General features: G+C 69.6%; 16 protein-coding genes. 4 read left to right on the top strand and 12 right to left on the bottom strand.

Going from position 1 to position 20,758, the window contains the following annotated elements; all coding sequences use genetic code 11:
* Positions 1 to 17 precede the first annotated feature (17 nt).
* From RI578_RS42590 to RI578_RS42570, 5 genes are all read right to left on the bottom strand, one after another.
* Entirely contained in the window at positions 18 to 1,286 is a 1,269-nt protein-coding gene (locus tag RI578_RS42590; RefSeq protein WP_310869066.1) for a hypothetical protein, read from the bottom strand.
* A 130-nt stretch (positions 1,287 to 1,416) separates the two neighbouring features.
* On the bottom strand, positions 1,417 to 2,271 hold the full coding sequence (locus tag RI578_RS42585) for a hypothetical protein (protein ID WP_310869067.1): 855 nt from the start codon (positions 2,269 to 2,271) through the stop codon (positions 1,417 to 1,419).
* Positions 2,249 to 3,160 (bottom strand): aldo/keto reductase, encoded by a 912-nt coding sequence (locus tag RI578_RS42580; RefSeq protein WP_310869068.1) that lies wholly within the window; start codon positions 3,158 to 3,160, stop codon positions 2,249 to 2,251. Before RI578_RS42580 ends, RI578_RS42585 begins: the two co-directional genes overlap by 23 nt.
* Complete coding sequence (locus tag RI578_RS42575) at positions 3,157 to 4,362, bottom strand: JmjC domain-containing protein (protein ID WP_310869069.1); 1,206 nt, start codon at positions 4,360 to 4,362, stop codon at positions 3,157 to 3,159. The genes RI578_RS42580 and RI578_RS42575 overlap by 4 nt, the downstream gene beginning before the upstream one ends.
* Before the next feature lie 15 nt (positions 4,363 to 4,377).
* Positions 4,378 to 4,524, bottom strand: coding sequence for a hypothetical protein (locus RI578_RS42570; RefSeq protein WP_310869070.1), 147 nt, complete (start codon positions 4,522 to 4,524; stop codon positions 4,378 to 4,380).
* 207 nt (positions 4,525 to 4,731) lie between these two features.
* Between RI578_RS42570 and RI578_RS42565 the strand changes: the two genes are divergently transcribed.
* Positions 4,732 to 6,153, top strand: coding sequence for a Twin-arginine translocation pathway signal (locus RI578_RS42565; protein ID WP_310869071.1), 1,422 nt, complete (start codon positions 4,732 to 4,734; stop codon positions 6,151 to 6,153).
* Between the two features lie 131 nt (positions 6,154 to 6,284).
* On the opposite strand, the gene RI578_RS42560 is transcribed toward RI578_RS42565, so the two are convergent.
* Both RI578_RS42560 and RI578_RS42555 read right to left on the bottom strand, forming a co-directional pair.
* Positions 6,285 to 6,986 (bottom strand): restriction endonuclease, encoded by a 702-nt coding sequence (locus RI578_RS42560; RefSeq protein WP_310869072.1) that lies wholly within the window; start codon positions 6,984 to 6,986, stop codon positions 6,285 to 6,287.
* Complete coding sequence (locus RI578_RS42555) at positions 6,983 to 7,249, bottom strand: hypothetical protein (RefSeq protein WP_310869073.1); 267 nt, start codon at positions 7,247 to 7,249, stop codon at positions 6,983 to 6,985. The genes RI578_RS42560 and RI578_RS42555 overlap by 4 nt, the downstream gene beginning before the upstream one ends.
* Positions 7,250 to 7,672: 423 nt before the next feature.
* Between RI578_RS42555 and RI578_RS42550 the strand changes: the two genes are divergently transcribed.
* Positions 7,673 to 7,945, top strand: a complete 273-nt coding sequence (locus RI578_RS42550) for a hypothetical protein (protein WP_310869074.1) — start codon at positions 7,673 to 7,675, stop codon at positions 7,943 to 7,945.
* A gap of 433 nt (positions 7,946 to 8,378) precedes the next feature.
* Here the strand turns inward: RI578_RS42550 and RI578_RS42540 are convergent, their stop codons facing one another.
* The 5 genes from RI578_RS42540 to RI578_RS42520 form a co-directional block, all read right to left on the bottom strand.
* Positions 8,379 to 10,631 carry a Helicase associated domain protein gene (locus RI578_RS42540; RefSeq protein WP_310869075.1) on the bottom strand — a complete coding sequence of 751 codons (2,253 nt, stop codon included), beginning with the start codon at positions 10,629 to 10,631 and terminating at the stop codon, positions 8,379 to 8,381.
* Positions 10,632 to 10,755: 124 nt separating this feature from the next.
* Positions 10,756 to 11,790, bottom strand: a complete 1,035-nt coding sequence (locus RI578_RS42535; RefSeq protein WP_310869076.1) for a hypothetical protein — start codon at positions 11,788 to 11,790, stop codon at positions 10,756 to 10,758.
* Positions 11,787 to 15,140 carry an SMC family ATPase gene (locus RI578_RS42530; protein WP_310869077.1) on the bottom strand — a complete coding sequence of 1,118 codons (3,354 nt, stop codon included), beginning with the start codon at positions 15,138 to 15,140 and terminating at the stop codon, positions 11,787 to 11,789. The genes RI578_RS42535 and RI578_RS42530 overlap by 4 nt, the downstream gene beginning before the upstream one ends.
* Before the next feature lie 41 nt (positions 15,141 to 15,181).
* On the bottom strand, positions 15,182 to 16,351 hold the full coding sequence (locus RI578_RS42525) for an exonuclease SbcCD subunit D (protein ID WP_310869078.1): 1,170 nt from the start codon (positions 16,349 to 16,351) through the stop codon (positions 15,182 to 15,184).
* Positions 16,352 to 16,423: 72 nt separating this feature from the next.
* Complete coding sequence (locus RI578_RS42520; protein ID WP_310869079.1) at positions 16,424 to 18,325, bottom strand: ATP-binding protein; 1,902 nt, start codon at positions 18,323 to 18,325, stop codon at positions 16,424 to 16,426.
* Positions 18,326 to 18,889: 564 nt separating this feature from the next.
* Here RI578_RS42520 and RI578_RS42515 point away from each other — a divergent pair.
* Both RI578_RS42515 and RI578_RS42510 read left to right on the top strand, forming a co-directional pair.
* Positions 18,890 to 20,062 carry an ImmA/IrrE family metallo-endopeptidase gene (locus RI578_RS42515; protein ID WP_310869080.1) on the top strand — a complete coding sequence of 391 codons (1,173 nt, stop codon included), beginning with the start codon at positions 18,890 to 18,892 and terminating at the stop codon, positions 20,060 to 20,062.
* Positions 20,059 to 20,598, top strand: a complete 540-nt coding sequence (locus RI578_RS42510; RefSeq protein WP_310869081.1) for a hypothetical protein — start codon at positions 20,059 to 20,061, stop codon at positions 20,596 to 20,598. Before RI578_RS42515 ends, RI578_RS42510 begins: the two co-directional genes overlap by 4 nt.
* The last annotated feature ends 160 nt before the right edge of the window (positions 20,599 to 20,758 follow it).

Here is a 20,758-nt window from a genome sequence, read left to right as displayed (position 1 = left end):
CTTTCAAAGCCCCGGCCTTACCGGTCATAGCGGCGTCGTCCCATTTCCTGTCGGAGCGCGGCGAGGATGTCCTGTGATGCGCTGGGGCTGGGGATGGCTTCCTTGGAGGGCTGGACGAGGCGGCGAGCCCTCTCGATCTCGGGCTGGAGGTAGCTGCGCTGGCCGCGCAGTCCGCCTGATGCCGTACCGCTGGAGCCGGTGTTCTCCAGGTAGGTGACGGCCTGTTCGGCGACGTCCGCCTGGAGCAGGACGAACTTGTAGTAGCTGTAGGCGGGCTCGACCCGGACGATGCCTGCGGTCTCAAGCATGGAGTAGTCGGTACTGATGTTGGACGCGTCACCGGCCTCGCCCTCTCGGATCAGTTTCCTCAGGAAGGCGGTGGGGGCGAAGAGCTGGTTGCTCGCATAGCGGTTGGCGAACATCATGGAGCCGATGAGCTGGCGGACGTTGCCGGAGGGGTCTGCCCCGGTGGGTGCGTCGAAGGCGGAGCGTCCCATGTGGGGTGAGAACAGAAAGGACCGTTCCTGGCCCAAGGCGGTGGTCACCAACGAGCGCAGCAGCAGCCCCTGGGAGACGGCAAAGTCGATCCACTTCCTGTCTGCCGAGGTCACCTCGTCCTCCGGGAGCCCGGCGGTCGCGGACACCTCCTCCAGCAGGCCGCTGAGAGCCGCACGTACGGCACCGTTCTCCGCCTGGATGGCTGCGTGGGAGTGGTCCTTGTCGACTGCCCATACATTCGGGTTGAAGAGCACCTCGTCCCCGTCGGCGCTGCGCTGGAGTGCGCACAGATGCAGGGACTGCAGGTCCTCGATGGCGCGGCGGGCGAGGTCCTCGGGGCCCAGCGGGGCGCACGTCTCCAGGGCAGTGTCGAGAGTGATGGGCATAAGCGTTGTCTGCCGCAGGACCTCCATGGCCATCCGCTCCAGCGGCTCGGGCATGGCGATCCCCAGGATGGCGTCGGCCTGGACAAACAGCTCCGGCAGCGGTGGGATGCGTTCAGACACAGCCTGGACAACACGGTCGGAGTCGCGTTCGAGGTCGATGAGGCCAAGGGTCTCAAGTGCCGGCAGGAGCTCTCTTTGCGTCTCCCGCTTGGGGATGCCAGCGTCCAGCCCGAGCGCAGCAATCCGGTCCGGGGAGCTCACTCCGCTGCCGCGGACCCGGATAGCCAACTCGATGATCTTCCCCGCGAACTCGAGCTGCCCCAGGTCCGCTTTCGGCTGGCTGGCCCCGTAGGCGCTCAGGTGACGCGAAAGGCCCAGCACGATCTCAGCCGTCGTCAGCACCCAGTCTCCGCTTTGTCGTCTTCCGTCATATGCCGTGACAGGTTGTCAGGGAACAGTCTAAAGCCACGCCATGGAGGCGAAGCATTCACAAGCACCGGAGCCTGCTGCGCCGCACGACCTGCCCGGAAGGCTAACTCCGCACGCGACCACTGCCCGCCGCAGGAGCCGCACACCCCTCAACCAGTGCCCGCAGCTTGGGCGTCAGGTCAGGGTGGTCGCCACGGGATGCGGACTGCAGCAGTTCGGCGCAGACCACCAGGAGAGCCGCGCGGCCAGCGGTGCTGGTCAGGGGCGAGACCCACTCGTGGTGAATGCGTGTGGCCGTGCCGGGGGCGAGTTGGGCGTAGGCGTAAAACATAGCCATGTCGTAACCGCGGGGCGCCAGGCCCCAGCCCTCCCAATCGAGCAGGGTGGCGCCGTGGGTGAGGTTGGCGGCATGGAAGTCGCCGTGCGCGCATTCCCAGTGCTGGATATGAGGTGCCGGTTGGCCGGTGTACTCGGGGACGGCGCGGGAGATCCATTCCTGTCGTACGGCCGTGCGGTCGGTGAGGACCGTGGCGATGGTCGACAAAGTCTTGCGGATCGTAGTGAACCACGCGTCGGTCAGGTCGAGTTCGTGGCGCAGGACTGGGTCTCGGGACAGTACGGGTTCGTCGACGTATGCGGTCAGCTCGGCGCGGTAGGCGTATCCGTCGTCGGTGTGGTCGTGCAGTGCGTGGAGTGCGGGTTTACGGACGGCGGGGAAGGCGGCGTGGGCTCGCTCAGTGCCCTCCCAGAGCTTCCCTCCTGCCTTCTGTTCGGGCATGGACAGCAGGCGCAGCCAGCATGCGCCATGCTCGGGATGGTCGGCGCGGCGGCTGAGGGTGCGGCCGTGCCAGCCCCAGACCTGCGGACCGTGGACAGCGGCGCCGAGCGCGTTGGCCGCGTGTGCGAACGCGGCCGGCATGCGCTTGGCGTCGTCGTCAGAGGGGGGCGGCGAGTACATCGAGGACCATCCTGAGCGTGGAGGGAGGGATGACGGGTGCGCCGGCCACGGCGAGCGCGTCATCCCAGTGTGCCGTCCGGCCGGTGGCCAGGAGCACCTTTCCGACGCCCGGGCATGAGGCGGCGGCCGCCAGGCACGCGGCGGCCACGCTGGCGCCCTCTTTGAGGAGGGCAGCGATCTCGGAGGTGGCCAGGGTGAGGAGTTCCCCGCCGTGCAGCGGGGCGGAGGCGTGGACCTCCCATCCGCGGTCAGCCGCCTGGGTGATCGGCCCGTGGCCGCCCAGGGCCTCACCCAGGTGGGTGTCCATGACCAGGCTGACGGGCAGCTGAAGGACACGCAGGTGGTGTTCAGGGGTTCCGGCCGCCTCGCGGGCCAGTCGGTCCAGCAGCGGCACGGTGAACGCGTCCTGGGCGAAGCCGCTCCACGTGGCCACGCCGTAGGCGGCCACCTCTTGGGCGTACGCGGCTTCTTCGAGGACGGCGAACGCCGCACGCAGCTCCCCGGCCAGGTCGTGACGGTCGCCCTGGTAGCGCTCGGGGTTGTGCAGGAACACCGCATCCAGCCGGTCGCGGCCCAGCTCGGTGCGGCTGCGGGCGGTCTGCCAGCGGACGAAGCCGGGAGCCATGCTGTGCCGGACCTTCGCTGTGGGGATGACGCCGGCGGTGCAGGCGGCGTGCGCGGCCGCCTCGGTGAGGAATCCGGCCTTCGTTGCGATGTGCAGCTGGGGGTGGTCGGCGAGGACGGGGGCCAGCAGCCGGTGGGCCCGGCCCTGGCAGTAGTTGGGGGCGGTGTCGATCCAGCCGGACGGGCAGCTGGCCGCTCGCCGGGCGGCGGTGGCCAGCTCGTCACCGGGAATCCGGTAGGTGCCCAGCGCCAGGGAGGCAGTCACGAATCTCCCCCGGCATGGACGGTCGCCATCTGCGCCGCGACCAGCTCGGTGACGAGGGCGGCCGCATCGGACACGGGCACGCCTGCCACCTCGGCGAGGTCGCCGAGCTGGTGCCACCCGGCCTGAAGGAGCCGGTGAAACAGGGGCGCGGCCGCGGCCGCGGCGTCGACCTCCTGACCGGCGCCCTGGATGCGCACCAGGTCCTCGCCGTCCACGGTGACCGCGGTGGCCCGGGCCCGGCCGGTCGTCAGCCGCACCCGCAGACCCGCATCGGCGGGAACGGTGGCCAGGTGGGGCAGGGACGGCCGCAGGCGGCCTACGTCCGCTGCGTCCTGGGCCGCGGCGTACCGGTCGAGCAGGTGCGGGTCCTCAAGTGCGGTGGCGACCTCCTTGCCGAGCAGGGCAAGGAACTGGGCCTGTGCCGCTTGCCCGGCGTGCAGGGGAAGGTCAACGCGGAAGGTTTCGGAAGCGAGGAGTTCGTCGGCGAGCCAGTCCAGCAGTCGGCTGCCGGTGTGCGGCGGGGTGATGCCGCACGTCAAGTGCAGGGAGTGCGTGTCCTGGTCTGCGGTGACGGCGTGCCACCAGCCGCGCGGCAGATACAGCGCGTCGCCCGGCCGCATGACCAGTTCGGCGACCGGATCGTCGGGCGGTGGCTCGGGGTCGGCGACATCCCGGTGCAGCGGCATGTGGCGGGTGGGCCCGAACAGGCGCCACCGCTTGGCGCCCTCTACTTGCACCACAAGGACGTCGTGGTCGTCCCAGTGGGTGCCGAACCCTTCCGTGGCCGTCCAGGAGGCGTAGAGGTTGACCTGTACGGGCGCCCGCAGCCAGCCTTCCAGTTCGGCGGCGAGGTCGCCGATCGGTTCGTGCAGGTGGTCAATCTGGTCGATGACGAGGGAGGCGCCCTCGGCGAGCCGCTGGTGCAGCTCGGCCGGGTGTACGCGCTGCCACACCGTGGAGCGGCGGGTGGTGACGGCCGTCGTGTACCGGTGCGGGGGAAGCATGTCGCCGTCGCGGGCGAGGCGCAGGCGGGGTGGCTGGAGCCGGTGCTGGGCCACGATGTCGTTGACGACATCGAAGGAGAACAGGGCGCCGAGTTCGGCCCTCGATAGGGCGCCGGGAACGTGTCGGTAGTCGCGGTGCAGCGTCTGGCCCAGGAAGTCGTCCTGGCCCAGACGCTCCGCGATGCGCAGTCGCGTCATCGCCGGCTCGGCCCGTCAGTCGTTGCCGTCGGACCGGCCGGTGCCGCCGCCGTCGGACGGGGTCGCTCCGCGGCCGCGGGCTGCGGCGATGGCCCGCCGGCCGCGGATCAGACCGGCGGACTCCCCCGCTGCGGCGGGGGTCGAGCTGGTGTTCGTCGGCATGGTGCTGCCCTCCTGGATGTCGGGGAAGCGGCTGGGAAAGTGGCCGCTCCACCACCTTTGCCGGTCGGCTGACGGCCCGTCATTGCTCAACTGCGAGCCGGGTATTGCCCGTTACGGACAATGTTCGCCATGTGCCCGGAGCGCAGCCGAGCGGATACCGTGAGCACGGCATGGCCCACTCGTCCGTGCCCGCCCCGGGGGGATCGCATGGCCACCGTCACCCGCGCCCGCCGAGCCGCCATCCAGCGTGCCGCGCAGCGCATCAGGATGCGCTGCCAGCGCGAGCATCACACTGTCGAGCGGACCGTCACCGAGATCCGCACCGCGCTGGTGGAGGTCACCGCTTTGGAAGCCTGGCGTCTGGCGCTGGGCTGGTCACGCGCGGACGCTATCGAGCAGGTCGCCGCGCTCTACGTCGACGCAGGGCTTCGGCCACGCGGCCTGACGGACGCGATGCTGTGCCGCTGGGAGCACGACGCGGGCCGGTGGCCGGACGACGAGTACACCGTGATGCTGTGCCGTGCCTACGGCGCCCGTCCTGAGCAACTTGGGCTGGACCGCTACGGGTGGGCATCCGGGCCGGGCATGTTCCGGTACGGTCGAGTTCACACCGCCGCCGACGACGGGCACGGCCCGCACGAACAGGAGCCGATGCGGATGACCACGGACGCGGGACTGCCAGCGGTACGCGAGAGCCTGCACCTGGCTCTCCTGGCCAGCCCCGAAGGCAGTCCGCTTGTCGTCGATCTGGCCGAAGCGGCCGTCGAGCACTACGCGCTGAACTACAGCAAGCATCCCCCGCACGTGCTGTTCGAGCAGGTCCGCGACGTCCGCAAGCTCCTGACACCCGCGCTGAAATCCGGTCCGGCCACCGAGGACGTGCGGCGGCAAGTGGGATGGCTATCCGCCCTCCTGGGCAACCTCGCCTACCACCTGGACGACGTCAGCGGCGCCCGCGTCCACCTCGACACCGCCGCAGCGCACGGGGCGCGGACGGGCGACCGCAGGCTTGAGGCATGGGCGTGGGGCGCACAGAGCATGGTCACCCGTACTTCTGGGCGCGTGGAGGCAGCCGTCGAGCACGCCGAACGCGGAGCCGCCGCTGCTGCACCCGGGCGCGTCCGGGCGCAGCTGCATGCGTGGGCGCTGCTGCCCGCCTTCGCAGCCGCCGGCCGCGGTGACGACGCCGACCACGCCCTCGCCACGGCAATGAACGAACTCGACACCGCTGACGAGCCCGAGGCGCCGGGCCGGTTCGGCTTCGACGCTGCCGAACTCGCCCTGCACCAGGCAGAGGCCTACCTGGCGCTCGGCCGGCCCAACGACGCCCGCGCCTGTGCGGAATCCTCGCTCGCCGCATGCCCGAGCGGCACCCCCGGCTGGGCCGCAGCTTCCCTCGTCCTGGCCCAGGCCGAGACTTCCGGCACTGCCCGGGACGCGGCCCAGCGGGCGCACGACGTCCTCGACCGCGTCCCCGCCGCCCGGCTCCGCTCCACCGCCCGCGCCCGGCTCTCCCGCCTGACCGGCATGCTCACCAGCCATACCGGCGCAGACGCGAGCGCCCTGGCCGAACGGCTACGGACGCTTCCCCCACCTATCGACGCCCACGGGCAGGCTCTCACCAGCTGACGTGGACCAAAGCGTGCACACAACACCGCGACCGGGCCCGTAACTGCGTTTTGGGTTACGCCAGTTGGGCAGAGTTGCTGTTCTCGCGGATTCTGGCTGCGGGGATGGCCGACGGCAGGGACAGATGAGGTTCAGGAGAGCTGTGCGGGTTTACGGGGTGGGGGAAGCACGGGCAGCAGCTCCCACAACGGCCGCGAACCGGCAGCCCAGGAACCGAGCAGCTGGCGGTCGACGAGGTGCAGCCGCTGCTGCCGGGCAAAGACGCGGCCGGGTTGGGTGATCCTGCCGTTCGTCACCATCACCACGACATCCGCCTTGTGGACCGGGCGTCCCGTTCCGTTGAGGACCTGCAGCTCCGGGGTGCCCACAGCGGCGCCTCGCTCACCGTGTCGGCGATGCTTGCACTGGATCACCCAGCGCCGGCCCTGCGGGTCGGTCGCCTTCACATCTGCTCCCAGATCGCCCTGCCCGCCGACCTGGACGGCGTCGGTGCAGCCGTCCCGGTTCATCAGGTCGCGGATGGCGTATTCGAACTGGCGGTGGCCCAGCGCGTCCAGCTGGGCCAGCCCGTAGCGCAGGGCCCGCGCTCTGGCACGCGCCCACTGCACGCGCTGGGTCCGCTCCTGCCACCACCCGATGCCGCCCAGAACGGCGACGACGGCGACGATGAGCAGCAGCCACCAGTGCGCGAGCAGCCAGTTGACGACCATCACCACCAGGCCGGCCGCTGCGATCGCGACCACGGCCAGGACGGTGACGGGTAGGTCCTGCTGGCTGCGTCGGCGGCCGGGCCGCGGGGTCGCCTGTCGCCTGGCCGGTGGACGCCGGGTCATCGCCCACCTCCCAGGGCAGAGAGGTCGATCGGGTACGACACGCTGGGTGTAGGCGCCGCCTTCCGCGGCTCAGGGGTGTCGAACTTGATCGGGTACGACACCGTCGGACGTGGAACAGCTGCCCGTGAGGCGTCGGCGGTGACGTCGTCGAAGCGGACCGGGTAGATCGCCGACGGCGTGGGCGATCCGCTGTCTGTTCCGTTCGCGGTCGAGGTGTTGCCGAGTCCCAGTACGGCCAGGCCGAAGACAGCGAAGATGGTCATCTCCCGGCGGGCGCCCGGCGCCCATCGGGAGTGTCCGCGTACCGGCGTTCCGTCAGAGCGCACGTACGGCCGGACAAATGGCATGTGGTTCCCCCAAGGTGGTCGTGGTTTTTCCCGCAGCACCCCCATGCTGGCGGCGGCCACTGACAGTCGATCAACGGGACGCCCTCAACAGCACTGATTCTGAGGTGAGTTCAGGACAGACGAGGCGTGCTCCTCCCCGGCGGCCCGCACCTGCAGCTGCCGGGCCGTGTACGCACATCCGGTCGGCGGGCGCACCGGCAGTTGACCTCCGTACAAGGCGCTCACGAGGGCATTCAGGCCGGGCGCGGGCTCCGCGAGGCGAACAGGAATGTCTCGTGCAGGGTGGCCGACCTCACGGGCAGACAGTGACGGTTCGAGCCATTTCCGTAAGAAGCTGTGATGGCGGGGAAAATGGGGGCGCGGCACGAGCCGCTCCAGACGAGCGCCCGCGCGTATCTGTGCGGGATCGGCGACATGGCCTATCTCGATGAGGCTCCGTTCGCGGCCCAGGCCATCACCGTGACACCGTTCCGGCCACCGACAGCCCCTATCTGGTCCTCCGGCTGCCGCCTCAGTGCCCTGTGGGTCCTCTCGGCACTCAGCCCGCAGACCGTGGCCGCCCGCCTCCGAGCGCTCGCTGCCGACCACACCGTCCTGCAGTCCGCCGCCTGACCGCGGACGTCTCCCCTCCTCGAAAAGAGGAGACGTACCACTGAACGTCCTCAGTCGCGGACGACTCTGTCATGCACCACCCCGTACGGATATCTGTGCTCAGCCGCTTGTTCGACTCTCCCCGGGCCAGCAGGAAGCGAGATGACGTTGTCCGGGGTGCCAGGGGCCGAAGGCGGCAGTGGGCCCTGCTCATGAATGAGGACGGCGCTGGCGAGCGCCAGGTTGGTCACCATGGCGGAGCTCGTCGAGCTCCGCCTCCTTGTTGGCCAGGCCTTTCCTGAGCCTGGTGACGGTCTCCCGTAGCCGCTATTCAGTCTCCGGGACCTGCTGGGTCTCGACGCGGACATGCTCGTAGAACTCATTCTTCAGGTCCGCATGCTGCTTGAGGAGAGCCATGCGATGGACGCCGCCCCGGCCACGAGAGCGACGACGGTTACACACCCAGCTCTGCCAAGGCAGCCTGCCGCTGCGGGCTGAGGCTGGAGCGGCGGCGGCGCAGGTTGCTCAGCCACTGTCCCAGGCGTACGTGGTCGCCTTCGATCTCTTCGATGTGCCGCTGGGGAACGTTGAGATGGCCCTCCCGCTCACGGAAAGCTCGTGCGGCAGCCAGTCCGCGCTGGAACGCGCGCTCACGTGCCGACAACTGGCTGTCCTCACTGTAAGGAACGGGCGCATCCGGCAGGTCGAGTCCCAGGCCCTTGAGGAGGCGGCACTGCTCGGGGTGCAGGACGTCGGCCCGAGCCTGCTGGGCCGTGAGCCACTCTTGTACCGATGAGGCGGTCGTTTCCCTTTCCGCTTGCTGGCGGGCGGCGTGATAGGCGCGTTGCCAGGTGATCGGCCAGGGCGGGTTCCACCACTGGTCCAGGGAGGTGAGGGCGGCGGTGCGTTCGTCGCTGAGGTGGTCGGCGCGGGTGCGTTGCGTGGCCAGCCAGCGGCCGAGGGGGAAGTCGTCGTGGACATGGTCGATTGGAACCGCGAGGTGGCCGTGGTGGGCAGCGTATGCGGTGGCGTGGGCAAGGCCCCGGTCGAAGGCCTGTTGGCGGGGGTCCCAGATGATGCCGAGGCGTTCGAGTGCCTGGGTGCGAGCCGCATCGAGGCTGCCGGCGGTGTGGAGGTGGCGTTGCCAGGTGAGCCAGCGGCCCAGGGCGTACCCCGTGGAGTCTTCGTAGTTCTGGGGGACGTCGAGGTGGTGGTGGGTGCGGTGGTAGCGACGTGCCGCGGTGAGGCCGCGGCGCCATTCGGCGCTCTTGGGGGCCAGAACCCGTAGGGAGAGGGCGAGGGCGACTTCCTCGGCCTGGGTGGGGCGGTCGAAGTGCAGCCAGGCGTCGGGGTCGTGCGGGGGCATGGTGGGCCGGTGGGTGCGGGGGTCGGCCAGGCGCGCTTCGAGGCGGTCGTCGTGGGCGCGCAGGGCCTGGATGGTATGCCACAGCGGGGTGTAGGCGTCGGCGCCGAGGAGGTCGTCGGGGTCTTCGCCGGGGGTGAGGTAGACGGGGACCACGAGGGTGGCCTTCTTGCGGGCGCCGGGTTGCTGGCGCAGGGCGCGGCCAACGGCCTGGACGGTGTCGACGGGGCTGTTTTTGGGCTCGGCGAAGACGACGGCGTCGATGGCGGGCACGTCGATGCCCTCCCCCAGGACACGGGCGTTGGACAGCACGGAGGGGGCGTGGGGGCCAGTGTGGGCGGCGAACTCGAGCAGGAGGCGGCGGCGGACTTGAGGGGAATGGCTGCCGCTGACCCAGTCCGCCCATAGTCCTTGCGGACGCAGGTCGGCGGAGAGAGTGGCGGCTGTGTCGGCCAGTGTGGTGGCGAAGGCGCGGGCGTCGGCGACGCGGTGGTGGAAGGTCAGGATGCGGCGCAGCTGGTGGTCGTGGATGGCGCGCAGAGCGGCGACCTGGCGGCCTGCCAGGCGTAGTCCGTCGACGCCAGCGCCGGGTCCGGTGGCCAGCCAGTCGCGGAGGTCTTCGTCGGTGACCACGGGGACGAGGATTTGGTAGTCGGCGAGCAGACCGAGGTCGATGGCGTCGGAGAGGGTCAGCCGGTAGGCGACGGGGCCGAAGAGGGTCTCGTCGTCCATAGACGCCACTGCGTCAGTGTCGTCGTCTGGGTTTTCTGCGGGGTCCCAGATGCGGGGGGTGGCGGTCAGGTAGAGGCGGCGGGCGGCGGGGATCTGGTCGTCGTGGTGGACGGCGGCCCAGGCCTTGCCGAGGCGGCCGGCGGTGCGGTGGGCTTCGTCGACGACTACTAGGTCCCAGGGGGGCAGGTGGTGGTCGCGGTGGGCGGCGATCACGGCGGGCAAGGAAGCGTAGGTGGCGTATGCGGTGATCGGCCCCGGGCGGGGTGCGGCGATGAGGGTGGTGAGTTCGGCGGGGTCCGTGGTGAGGGGGATGTCGGCGCCGAGCGGCTCGTGGTCGAGGGCCTGGCGGGCCGAGCACACCGCCACGGTGGTGCCCTTGCGGCCGGCCATGTGCCAGGAGCGGATTGTCTGCGACAGCAGGTCCAGCGTCGGCAGCAGCACCAGAGCACGGCCGCGCCGGGCGATGCGGGCGGTCGTGCGGGCGGCGATGAGGGTCTTGCCGGTGCCGCATGCAGCGATCACGCTCGCGCGGGGGTGCTCGCCGAGGATGCGGGTGGTCGCGGAGACGGCTTCCCTTTGGTGGGGGCGTAGTTCGATGGGTGCTGTGGCCATGTGGGACGCCGCTCCGGGAGATGAAACTGGTGAGGCGGTCATTGGGGGCGTTGCAGGAAGATCTTTTCGACAGTGTGGGCGGGCTGGTGGTTTTGCGGACGTGGAGCTGGCGGGCGTCTGCGGCTCAGCCTGCCGATGCTATGCGGAGGGCGCGGCTGAGTAGGACGGGGTTGCCCAGGTGGCGGCGTAGTTCTCTCTCCAGTCCGGCGACTGGCACTAGGTTCTGCGGGGCCCGGGTGTCTTTGTACTCGATGCTGGCGTATCGCGGCAGGATGACCTGGGAGAGGTTTGCCATTTCGATCGCCTCGGTCGCAGAGATGTCGGCGGCGCATTCCAGCCGCACTACCCCGGCCCACGGGGCACCGGGTGTGCACGGCAGCCGGAGGTACCAGGCGTGGCGGTCCCAGGAAGTGCCCATCAGGAACACCGGGCTGCGCTCGCCGGGGGCCAGGGTGGAGATCATGGCGTGGAGGTCGGGCGGCAGGTAGGCGGTGCGGTGGGACTTGATGAATCCCAGTGCGCGCGGCAGGTGGGTGCGGCCGCGCAGCGGGCCGTCCACGACCAGTAGGTCCGAGCCTTCGGGGACGCCATGGTCGGACAGGGCGGTGCGGGCATGGGTGGCGACGAGGACCTCGAGATCGGCGAGTTGGCGTTGCAGCGCCGTCGAGAGCAGCACGGCGAGGTTCTGGTCCTGGTCGTCGGGGGTGATGTGGGCCTTGTAGGTTCCGGCTGCGGTGGGCACGTCGGCGGCGTTGGTGGCGGTGGTGAACAGACCACGTCGGTAGTCGATGGTCAGCAGATGGGCGCCGTGGCCGGGGCAGCAGCAGACAGTGCCCGCTGCGTAGGAGGCGCATAGCGCCATCAGGGCGTGCCGGGCTGTGTTGCTGGTGCTTGTGGCCGGTTCGGCGGATGGGGGCTGCTCGATCCAGATACGGGCTTCGACGCGGCGGACGCCGTCGATGAAAAGGACTGCGCCTGGGGCGGATACTTGTGAGGGCGAGATGGGCTTCCAGTCGGCTGGGGCGAGTTCGATGTGGGGGGTGACCTTGGCTGTCGAGTCTTCGATGCCGTTCTCGGCGTTCTCGACGCTGGAGCCGTAGGTGGGGTCCCAGCCGTCGACGTGGAACCGCAGGCGGGAGGCCTGTGCTGCGCTGGTCATGTGCCCTGCCGGGTGACGGTGGAGGTGCGGGTGTCACGCTGGACGTGGAACTGGACGGGGATCTGTTCGGCGAGTGCAGTGACGTGGGTGATCACTCCAACCATCCGCTCTCCCTGGGCAAGGTTTTCCAGGGTGTCGGCGACGGTCTGGAGCGAATCGGTGTCGAGGGTGCCGAACCCTTCGTCGAGGAAGATTGATTCTAGTTTCGTGGCGCCACCCAGTCCGGCCAGTTGGTCGGAGAGGGCCAGTGCGAGGGCCAGGCTGGCCTGGAAGGTTTCGCCGCCGGAAAGGGTGCGCACCGAGCGCGGCGAGTCGGCGTCGAAGTGGTCGATGACGTAGAACTCGCCCTTTTGGTGGCTGAAGTCGAAGCGGTCGCCTGACAGTTGGCGCAGCGACTTGGAGGCGCCGGCGACCAGGGTGTCGAGGGCTGAGTTGGCGAGCCACTGGGGGAACTTGTTGGACCGCATCAGCCGGGCGAGCTCGGCGGCCACCTGTTGCCGGGTGCGGGCGTCGTCGATCTTGTCTCGTATCGAGGCAGCGTCGGCACGGCTGCGTTGGATCGTTTCGACCTGGCTGCGGGCGCGTTCGGCGGTGACCGCGACTATCCGCGGGGCCTGTGCGGCACGCGCTGGGGCGTCGCCGAGGCCGTGGGGATCCAGGTCGTTGTCGCGCAGGAGTGTCTCCAGGCGGGCCAGGAACTGGTCGGCTTCGGCCTGGGCGGTCTGGGCGTCGGATTCTGCACACACGGTGGCGGCCTGACGGTCGCTGACCGACCGGCTGGCCCAGCCGGTCAGGGTGGACCAGGCGACGGCGAGGTCGTCGGTATCGAGACTCGGTGGATTCAGCGCCGCCACCGCATCACGGCTGGTGGTCAACACGGACCGGGCTTTCGCGGTGCGCTCTTGCCACTGCTCCTGTTCGGCCGCCGCTGCCTTGGCTGTCTCTCGTGTGTGGCCGGCATCAGCGGCGGCTGTCGTCACGGCCGCCTCGAGGCGGGCGCATTCCTCGAACAGGGCCGGCAGTTCGTCTTCCGCAGGCGCCTGGTCCAGAAACTTATCGAGTTCGCTCAGGCGGTCGGTCAGCTTCGTCTTTTCAAGGTTGGCGGTTACGGCGTTCCGAACGGCTGCGGTGAGAGCGCTTTGGGCGTCGGACTGCGCCCGGTCGGCTGCCTCCCGCGCAATGGTCGCGTCCGAGTGGGCCTTTTCGGCTTCGGTGGTTTTGGCTGCGGCGGCTTCAAGATCGCGTTCTGTGGTGGCGGTCTGGGTGCGGGCCCAGGCCTCCAGGCCAGCCCAGTCAGCGGTCAGGTCGTCGGTGTCGGCTGCTGGCGGATCGAGGGCGGCCACCGTGCCCAGTGTCGAGTGCAGGGCGTTGCGGGCCCGGTCGAGTTCTCGCTGCAGCGCGGTCGCCGCCGACGTGGCGGAATCCTGCGCGGTTTGGGCCGTCTGCAGCGCGTCGCGGGCCTGCTGCTCATCAGCGGTCAACTGGTCGCGGGATGCAGTGAGTTCGTCGAGTTGGCCGCGGTCGGCGGTGCAGTCACGGTCGGCACCGGCGGGGCGACCGGGCAGCAGCGTGGCCAGCCTCGTGTCGAGCAGGGAGCGCTGGGTGGTGAGTTGGTCGACGGTCCGCTGTTTGTCGGCAGCCTTCGTTTTGGCTTCCTCGTGTTGGGCCAGCAGGTCACGGTGTTCTTCTGCGGCCGCGGCCCGCGCCTCCTCGGCTGCGTGAAGCGCGGGGTCGGACAGCGGCGGCGGGAGGGTGGTGACGTTCTGCTCGCAGACCGGGCAGTCATGGCCCACCTGAAGCTGGGGTCGCAGCTGGGCGGCACCAGCGAGGGCTTGGGCCTGCTCGAGCGCGGACGTGGCCGCGTTCAGGCGCGCCTGCGCGCCGGCCACCGCCTCCGCGGTCCGGCTGGTCGCCTCGGCACAGGCGTCCAGTTCGCCGGTGGCGTCGGTGAGCATGCCGATGACGTCGATGAGTTGGTCGAGCGTCTGGTGCGCGTCCGTGAGACGGCTGCCATCGCCGGCGGCGGCCAGCGCACGGGCAGCCTGCTCGTGCCGGGCCCGGGCCGCGGCCAGCTGCCCGGCGGCGGCTTCGACTTCGTCGGCATGAGCGGCCGAGCGGCTGGTCAAGTCGGTGACGCCGTCCGGGGTGCGGACGGCCACCAGCAGTTGGTGGCGACGCTGCAGCTTTTCGTGCGTCTGTCGAGCGTGGTCGCGACGCTCACGGGTCTCCTCGGCGACGCGGCGTGCCTCGTCGACGGCGTCCTTCGACGCCTTCAGCTGCTCTTCGCGCTGCGTCACCTCCCCCTGGGCGCGCTCCGCATCGGCGATGACGCCGTCGCGGCGCCCCGCCAGGGCTGCCCTCTCGGCGTACCGGTCGCGGGCGGGGGTCAGGTCGGTGCGCTGGGGCCCGGACTGGGCCTCTTTGGTGGCGTCGGAGAGGGTCTGGGCGGCCGCGTCGGCGGCGTCACGGGCCTGCCGGGCCGCTGCATGTGCCTGGGTGGCCTGACGTTGCAGCTCTTCGATGCCGTCGGGGGTGCGGATGGAGGTCAGCAGAGTGGCCTCGTCGCGCAGCGTGTCGGCTCGGGCGGCGGCCTCGTGCGCGCGGGTGTGTGCTGCGGTGATCTGGGGCACGAGTTGGTCGACGGTGACGGCCAGCTGTTCAAGGGCCTCGACACGCGCCTGTGCGGCGGCCTCGGCTTCGGGGGTAGCGTCGGCGTGCCGGCTCAGCTGGTTGTTGAGGACCTCAGCTTCGTTGGCTGCTTGGTCGGCCTGGGCGCCGGCGCGCTTGCCGATGCCTTCGTACTGGGCGGCGCCGAGGAGTTTGAGGAGGATCTGCTGCCGTGCGCTGGCATTGGCGGACAGGAAGCGGGCGAAGTCGCCCTGGGGCAGGACGACGCACTGGCAGAAGTCGTCGAAGGACAGGCCGAGCAACTGCTCGATGGCGGGGTTGAGTTCCTTGATCTCCCCGGCCAGTACTTCGGGCTGCGGCCCGTCTGCCTCGACCGCGGTGACGGTGGGGTCGGTGAACTGCACCAGGCTGACGGACTTCTGCTGGATGGTCTGGCCGCTGCGGCGGACCTCGCGGGCGACCCGGTAGCGCTGCGAGCCGACGTCGAAGGTGAGCGAGACCGTGCACCGGTTGCTCGTGGGGGCGAGCGCGTAGGCGATGGCGTTGCTGCGTCCCCACCGGTACGCCGAGCCGTACAGGGCGAAGGTCAGCGCGTCGAGGATGGTGGACTTGCCTGAACCGGTGGGGCCCACGAGGGCGAAGTAGTCGGTGTCGGTGAAGTCGACCACGGTGGGTGCGCGGAAGCCGGCGAAGCCGTTGAGCTCCAGGCGAACGGGACGCATCTGTGGGACTCCTTTGCGCGGGCGGAGGCAGGCCTGTGGTGTCAGGAACGGGCGGTCGAGCGGGTCAGGTCATCGTGCAGCTGGTTGAACAAATCCGTGACCCGGTCGTCGCTGACGCCGACGCTGTGGCAGTAGTCGGCAAACAGCTGCGCAGGTGTCCTGACCGGCTGGTGAACGCCGATCCCCGCCGTGGCGCCGGTGCTCGCGTGATCGGGGTGGATGAGGATCTGCAAGGCGTTGGGGAGGGCTTCGTACAGGTCCTCCCGCATGCCGGCGTAGGCGGGCTGGGTGACCACGAGCCGCAGGTAGTCCTCGCCGTAGCCGGCGGGATCGGCGGTCAGCTGGGCGACGGTTCCCTCGACGGTTCGCAGTCCGCGGCCGGCCGTGACGGGGATGTCGGTGATCTGGGCGGGGGTGCCGGGGGTGGCCTCGACGAGGCAGACGACGTTGGTGTTGTTCTGCTCGCCGAAGTCGATGACGTAGGGAGAGCCGCTGTAGTGCACCGGGCAGGCTGCGGGGATCTGCTGTCGGCGGTGCAGGTGGCCCAGGGCCACGTAGTGGGCGTCGACGGGGAAGATGGCGGCCGGCACGTGGTATTCCATGATGGATTGGGCGGATCGCTCGCCCCCGCCGAAGGTGCCGCCGGTGCAGGTCAGGTGGGCCATGATGATGTTGACGGCGTCCGGGGTGAACGCCCCGGTCAGGTTGGCCAGGACGTCACGGACGAGCTGGTCGTAGGCGCCGACGTTCTGCGACGGGGTGTTGGCGATGATCTCCGCGGCCCGGACGGCGTAGCGCTGGGAGAGGAACGGCAGGACGGCGACATTGACGGGCTCGTTGGTGGACTTGGCGCGGAAGGTGTGCACGCCGCCCTTGGAGGCCGCTCTGGCCTGTCCGTAGACGTGGATGCCGGCGACGTTCATCAGCGGCCTGTAGGCCTCGAAGGTGGCGCCGTGGTCGTGGTTGCCGGCGATGACGATGACCTCGATGCCCTGCTTGGCCAGGTGCAGCAGGGTGTACACGATCAGCCTCTGGGCGTCCGCGGTCGGTGCGGCGTTTTCGTAGATGTCGCCGGCTATGAGGACGGCGTCGACGTCGTTGTCGATCGCGATCTTGGTGATTTCTCGCAGGACGCGTGACTGCTCCTCGAGCCGACTGCGACCCTTGAGGGTTTTGCCGATGTGCCAGTCGGAGGTGTGAAGGAACTTCACGAGGCGGGGTCCTTTTCGGGTGGCTGAAGCAGAGCAGCGTGGCGCGTTGGTGCGCCGAGGAGGTGGCAGACGTCAGTAGGGTGGCTCGTCGATGGCGCCGTCGTCGGTGTCGTCGGGCCACGGATCGCTCTCTGGCTGGGGCAACCTGCTGAACGGGTTCGGTCGTGTCGCGCTGCCGGTGGCCTGGCCGGCTGCGCGGGTGCCGGTGGTGAAGGTGGGGTCGGCGACCTCGGAGAGCCGGGTGGCCCAGGCGGGGAAGGGAAATTCGACGGCCAAGGGCACTGGGATCTCCGGTTGGGAGATGAACATGGTGCCGGGCCTGGCGAGCGTGGCCCGCTGGCGCTGCGAGGTGGGCAGGAAGCCGTACTCGGGGCGGCTGGCCTCGGCAGCGTCGAGCCGGCCGACGATCTTGATCGAGGAGTTCGACACGATGCGCCGTTCCACCTCGGAGGCAGTCTGCTGGGCGCCGATGAGGATGATGCCGAGTGAGCGGCCGCGTTCGGCGATGTCCAGCAGTACGTCCTTGATCGGGGAGGATCCCTCGCGAGGGGCGTACTTGTTGAGTTCGTCGACCATCGTGAACAGCAGCCCGCCCGGGCCGGCTTGCTCCTTGCGGGCGGTCTCCGCGGCCAGCACGACACCGACGACGAACCGCTGGGCCCGTTCCGGCAGGTTGTGCAGGTCCACCACGGTGACCTGCTGCTGCGAGGTGTCGATGGAGTGCGAAACGGGGTGTTCGGTGACCGTGCTCAGGTCGCCGCGCAGCAGGGGCCCGAGCGGCCGCTGGGACGACCGCAGACGCCGCACGAACGCGTTCACCGTGCCCAGGCCGATGGCCGGGCCCGCCCAGTCCGAGCGGGTGACGTCGTCGGTGACCTTGTTGCAGATGAAGTCGATCAGGTCCGGCCAGGTGCGGAGGATGTTCCCTTCGATGGTGACCGCGCCGTCGTTGCCTGCGGGCTGGGCGTCGCGGCGCAGCTGGCTGGTGACCTGGTGCACGACGACCGTGTACTGGTTCTTCTCGTCCTCGACGTCCGCGAACACGTAGGGCAGCAGTTCGCGTTCGCAGAACTCGGCCAGGGTCCACCAGAACGCGGTGACGCCGCTGGTCCTGCCGGTGACGTGGGGGCGGCCGGTGGTGTCACCTGGCAGCGGCGGAGCGTAGAAGCCGGCCGAGGCAAAAGGGCGGGCGGGCAGGCCGAGTTGGGCGTACGTGGCGCTCAGCTCGCCGTCGAGGCGGGTGTTGGGCTGGTCGATGAACAGCAGGTCCTCGCCCTTGACCGAGAAGATCAGGGCCTTGGCGTTGACCGCGCGGGCACCCAGGGCACCCGAGGTGAACAGCGAATGCATCAAGAACAGCGCGAAGCTGGTCTTGGTTGCCACCCCTGAGATACCCGAGATCGACACGTGGGCGCCGCGGGTGCCGTCAAGGAACTCAAGGTTGAGATAGATCGGTTCGCCGTCACGGCCGATGCCGGCGGGAACACGCGCGTCCATCCGGTCGAAATACAGCGCGGCGTCCCGGGCCGCGCCCGCGGCCCGGATGGCGACCTCGCCGGGACGGGGTGGGACATAGCACTCGGGGTCGACGCGAGTGGTGGTGACCTCGGCGATCTCCTGCACGTTCGCCGGCAGGATTCCATCGGCGATGAGGAACACGTCCGAGCCGAACGCGGCACCCTCGTGGCGGGCAACCACCTCGGTCACCACGCCCGACGTGACAACCGTGCCCCGCCCGGGGATCTCCCGGCGGGTGCTGACCACGTCGTCGAGCTGCAGATAGGCGTCAGAGGAAAGAGCAACGTGGAACTTCAAAGGAGTGGAGTCCTCGGTGCCGGCTACCTTCCCTACCTCCTCTGCGGCGTCGTCGCTGGCCAGGAGGCCTGCAGAGGACTGCCATCTGGTCGCGGGTGCGGAGACACGGCCGAATACGGTGCTGTCAGCGCCGTGGGGCTCGGAGTCGGAGTCGGTCATCGGCCGTTCCCTGGATCGGTCTTACGGTGCCGGGCACTGCCGACTGGCGGTGGACACCGGTCGGGGCACCGAAACATCGGGCGCTATCTAACAAGTACAGACCGTAACTAACGGGATGCCTGCTGCGTGAGGTTTTGTCGATAACGGAGAGAAATCGGAGCAGGCCGAGGACAGTGCGCGAGCGCGGCAGCGTCCGATCCCCTGGCCGTTGGCGGCAGCGCGTCCGGCACTGCGCCGGGTCCCAGAGCCAGGCGATCACGGTGCCGCGGTGGCGGGTGGGGCGCCGTTCGGAGAGGAAGGATCACGGAGGCCACCTGTAGCGGCGGTGCACGCGAGACCCGGACGAGGCAGGGAGGGACTTCGCCGAGGGCTTCCCTGGCGCGGGTCTTGCCGCAGACGCTTCAGGGGACCAACGGCGACGCCACGCGAACCGGCGCGGATCGTTCTCCACGCGACCACTTCGCCATCCGATGCCTTGGAGCACCGCCGTGACCGCACTCCCCCCGCCGGACAGGCCATGATCAAATCATTGCGATTTTCGCAACCCCTGCTTACGGTGGAGTAATGACGGAATCGTTGAACGCGCGAGTGCGCCAGGTACTCGACGGCGTCGGCGACCACCAGGCGGAGTTCGCCCGGCGCATAGGAATGTCCGCCGACAAACTCAACAAATCCCTCCACGGCACACGCCGTTTCACCTCCCTGGAACTGGCGCTCATCGCCGAAGAGGGACACACCACGGTCGACTGGCTGCTGCACGGCACCGAACCGCGCAGGGCCACCGCGCTGGCCGCCCGCACCCGCGCGGGCGGCGGGGCAGCGCCGGACGACAGCAAGGCGGCGGTGCTCCGCCATGCCGAGATCATCGATGCCCTGGCCGGCGTGGGACACCACCTGGCTCTGCCGGAGCTCCCCGCGGTGCGCAGTGAGCCCGATCTGCTCGCGCAGGGGTCCCGGCTGGCTGAAGACGCCTCCGCCGTGATCGGCCTCAGCCCGCGTGGCGTCACCGTGCGAGGGCTCGCCGAACAGTGGGAGAAGGCCTTCGGCCTCATCGCTGCGGCCACCGACCTTCCCGACGGCCTGGACGGGCTGTCGTGGGACACCGGCGACTTCCGTCTCGTGCTGGTCGGCCGCACGGATGTGTGGACCCGCCAGCGCTTCACCCTCGCCCACGAGTTGGGCCACATCCTGGCCGGCGACGCCACCGACCGCCCCCTGACCGAACACATCGCCCCCAGCATCGACCAGGGCCAGGCCGAAATCAGGGCCAACGCGTTCGCCGCCGAACTGCTCATGCCGCACAAGGAACTGGTGCAGAGCGCCGCCGACACAGGGAGCCTGGACAAAGAGGGACTGCTCTCCCTGTCCTGGGAGTACCAGGTCTCCCCGAGCGCGATGGCAACACGACTGCGCGCGCTCGGCATCATCACCGACGAACAGCGCCGCGCGTGGTCGGCTGCCACCACCCGGATGGCGGCACTGCACGCGGGAGACCCCGGCCGGCACCTGCGGTACGCCCAGCAGGCCGGTGACGGCTGGTACTCCGCCAGCCTGGCCAAACTGGCCATCTCCGCCTACGTGAAAGGTGACATCAGCATCCGGCTCGTCGCCACCGTGACCGGACTGGACTCCGACCGGCTGCTGGATCTCTTCCATCCGGGCCCCGGTGCGCAGGAAGGGCCCCCGCCGCCCGACGCCCCGGCGGCCAGCCCTGCAGAACTGGCCTTCTTCCCGTGACCTCATGGTGGTTTCCCGACAACACCGTACTGTGCAACTTCGCTTCCGCCGACGCCCTCGGACTGCTCGAGAGCATCCTCAACGGGCGCGGACGGTGGACTGAAGCTGTCGCCTACGAAGCAAGCAGGTCGGCCCAGAGCGCCTACGCCCGGCTCGCCGATGTGGCTGCGGCGGGATGGCTCGGGGATCCTCTGGAAATCCAGGATTCCGAGGCCGACCTGGTCGAACGCGTGCGCCGGGCCGCGTTCGGCGGCTCCGCCAGTGCACCCTTGCAGCATCTGGGAGAGGCCCAGACACTGCACATCATCCAGCGCTGGCCGAACTTCAGGAGCTCCTTCTGGCTCAGCGACGACCGCGCAGCGTGCGATCACGCCCGGCGTCAGGGCATCACGACGCTGGAGACGCAGGACGTGATGGCCCATGGGTGCAGCGCGGGCGACATCACTCACACCGATGCCTACAAGCTCCTGAGGCAGATGCGGGATGCGGGCCGGTGCCTCTCCGTACCGGACGGTCCCTCCAGCTTGCTCCGCTAGTCCGCATCCCGACTGACCCCCTGTCAAAATTCGATCATTTTCGGTCTTTGTCGATCGATCGCCGGGAAGCAGGGGCTTCCCGCCCTAATCTGACTATCGGTACCTTCCTGGCCCCCTGCGGCCCAGAAACAGCCTGAGGGGACGGGAGTGGAGGAAGGCT

This window comes from Streptomyces sp. BB1-1-1 (genome assembly GCF_031597775.1).
GTDB classification, from domain to species: domain Bacteria; phylum Actinomycetota; class Actinomycetes; order Streptomycetales; family Streptomycetaceae; genus Streptomyces; species Streptomyces thinghirensis.
Note: the sequence above shows the minus strand (reverse complement) of the source record. Positions and strands in the feature narration are given on the sequence as shown.

Bases quoted from the DNA above. Each gene is read 5' to 3' on its own strand.
- RI578_RS42565 (WP_310869071.1), top strand. From the start codon at position 4,732: ATGGCCACCGTCACCCGCGCCCGCCGAGCCGCCATCCAGCGTGCCGCG.
- RI578_RS42570 (WP_310869070.1), bottom strand. From the start codon at position 4,524: ATGCCGACGAACACCAGCTCGACCCCCGCCGCAGCGGGGGAGTCCGCC.
- RI578_RS42535 (WP_310869076.1), bottom strand. From the start codon at position 11,790: ATGACCAGCGCAGCACAGGCCTCCCGCCTGCGGTTCCACGTCGACGGC.
- RI578_RS42575 (WP_310869069.1), bottom strand. From the start codon at position 4,362: ATGACGCGACTGCGCATCGCGGAGCGTCTGGGCCAGGACGACTTCCTG.
- RI578_RS42530 (WP_310869077.1), bottom strand. From the start codon at position 15,140: ATGCGTCCCGTTCGCCTGGAGCTCAACGGCTTCGCCGGCTTCCGCGCA.
- RI578_RS42540 (WP_310869075.1), bottom strand. From the start codon at position 10,631: ATGGCCACAGCACCCATCGAACTACGCCCCCACCAAAGGGAAGCCGTC.
- RI578_RS42555 (WP_310869073.1), bottom strand. From the start codon at position 7,249: ATGACCATCTTCGCTGTCTTCGGCCTGGCCGTACTGGGACTCGGCAAC.
- RI578_RS42550 (WP_310869074.1), top strand. From the start codon at position 7,673: ATGGCGGGGAAAATGGGGGCGCGGCACGAGCCGCTCCAGACGAGCGCC.
- RI578_RS42560 (WP_310869072.1), bottom strand. From the start codon at position 6,986: ATGACCCGGCGTCCACCGGCCAGGCGACAGGCGACCCCGCGGCCCGGC.
- RI578_RS42520 (WP_310869079.1), bottom strand. From the start codon at position 18,325: ATGACCGACTCCGACTCCGAGCCCCACGGCGCTGACAGCACCGTATTC.
- RI578_RS42585 (WP_310869067.1), bottom strand. From the start codon at position 2,271: ATGTACTCGCCGCCCCCCTCTGACGACGACGCCAAGCGCATGCCGGCC.
- RI578_RS42515 (WP_310869080.1), top strand. From the start codon at position 18,890: ATGACGGAATCGTTGAACGCGCGAGTGCGCCAGGTACTCGACGGCGTC.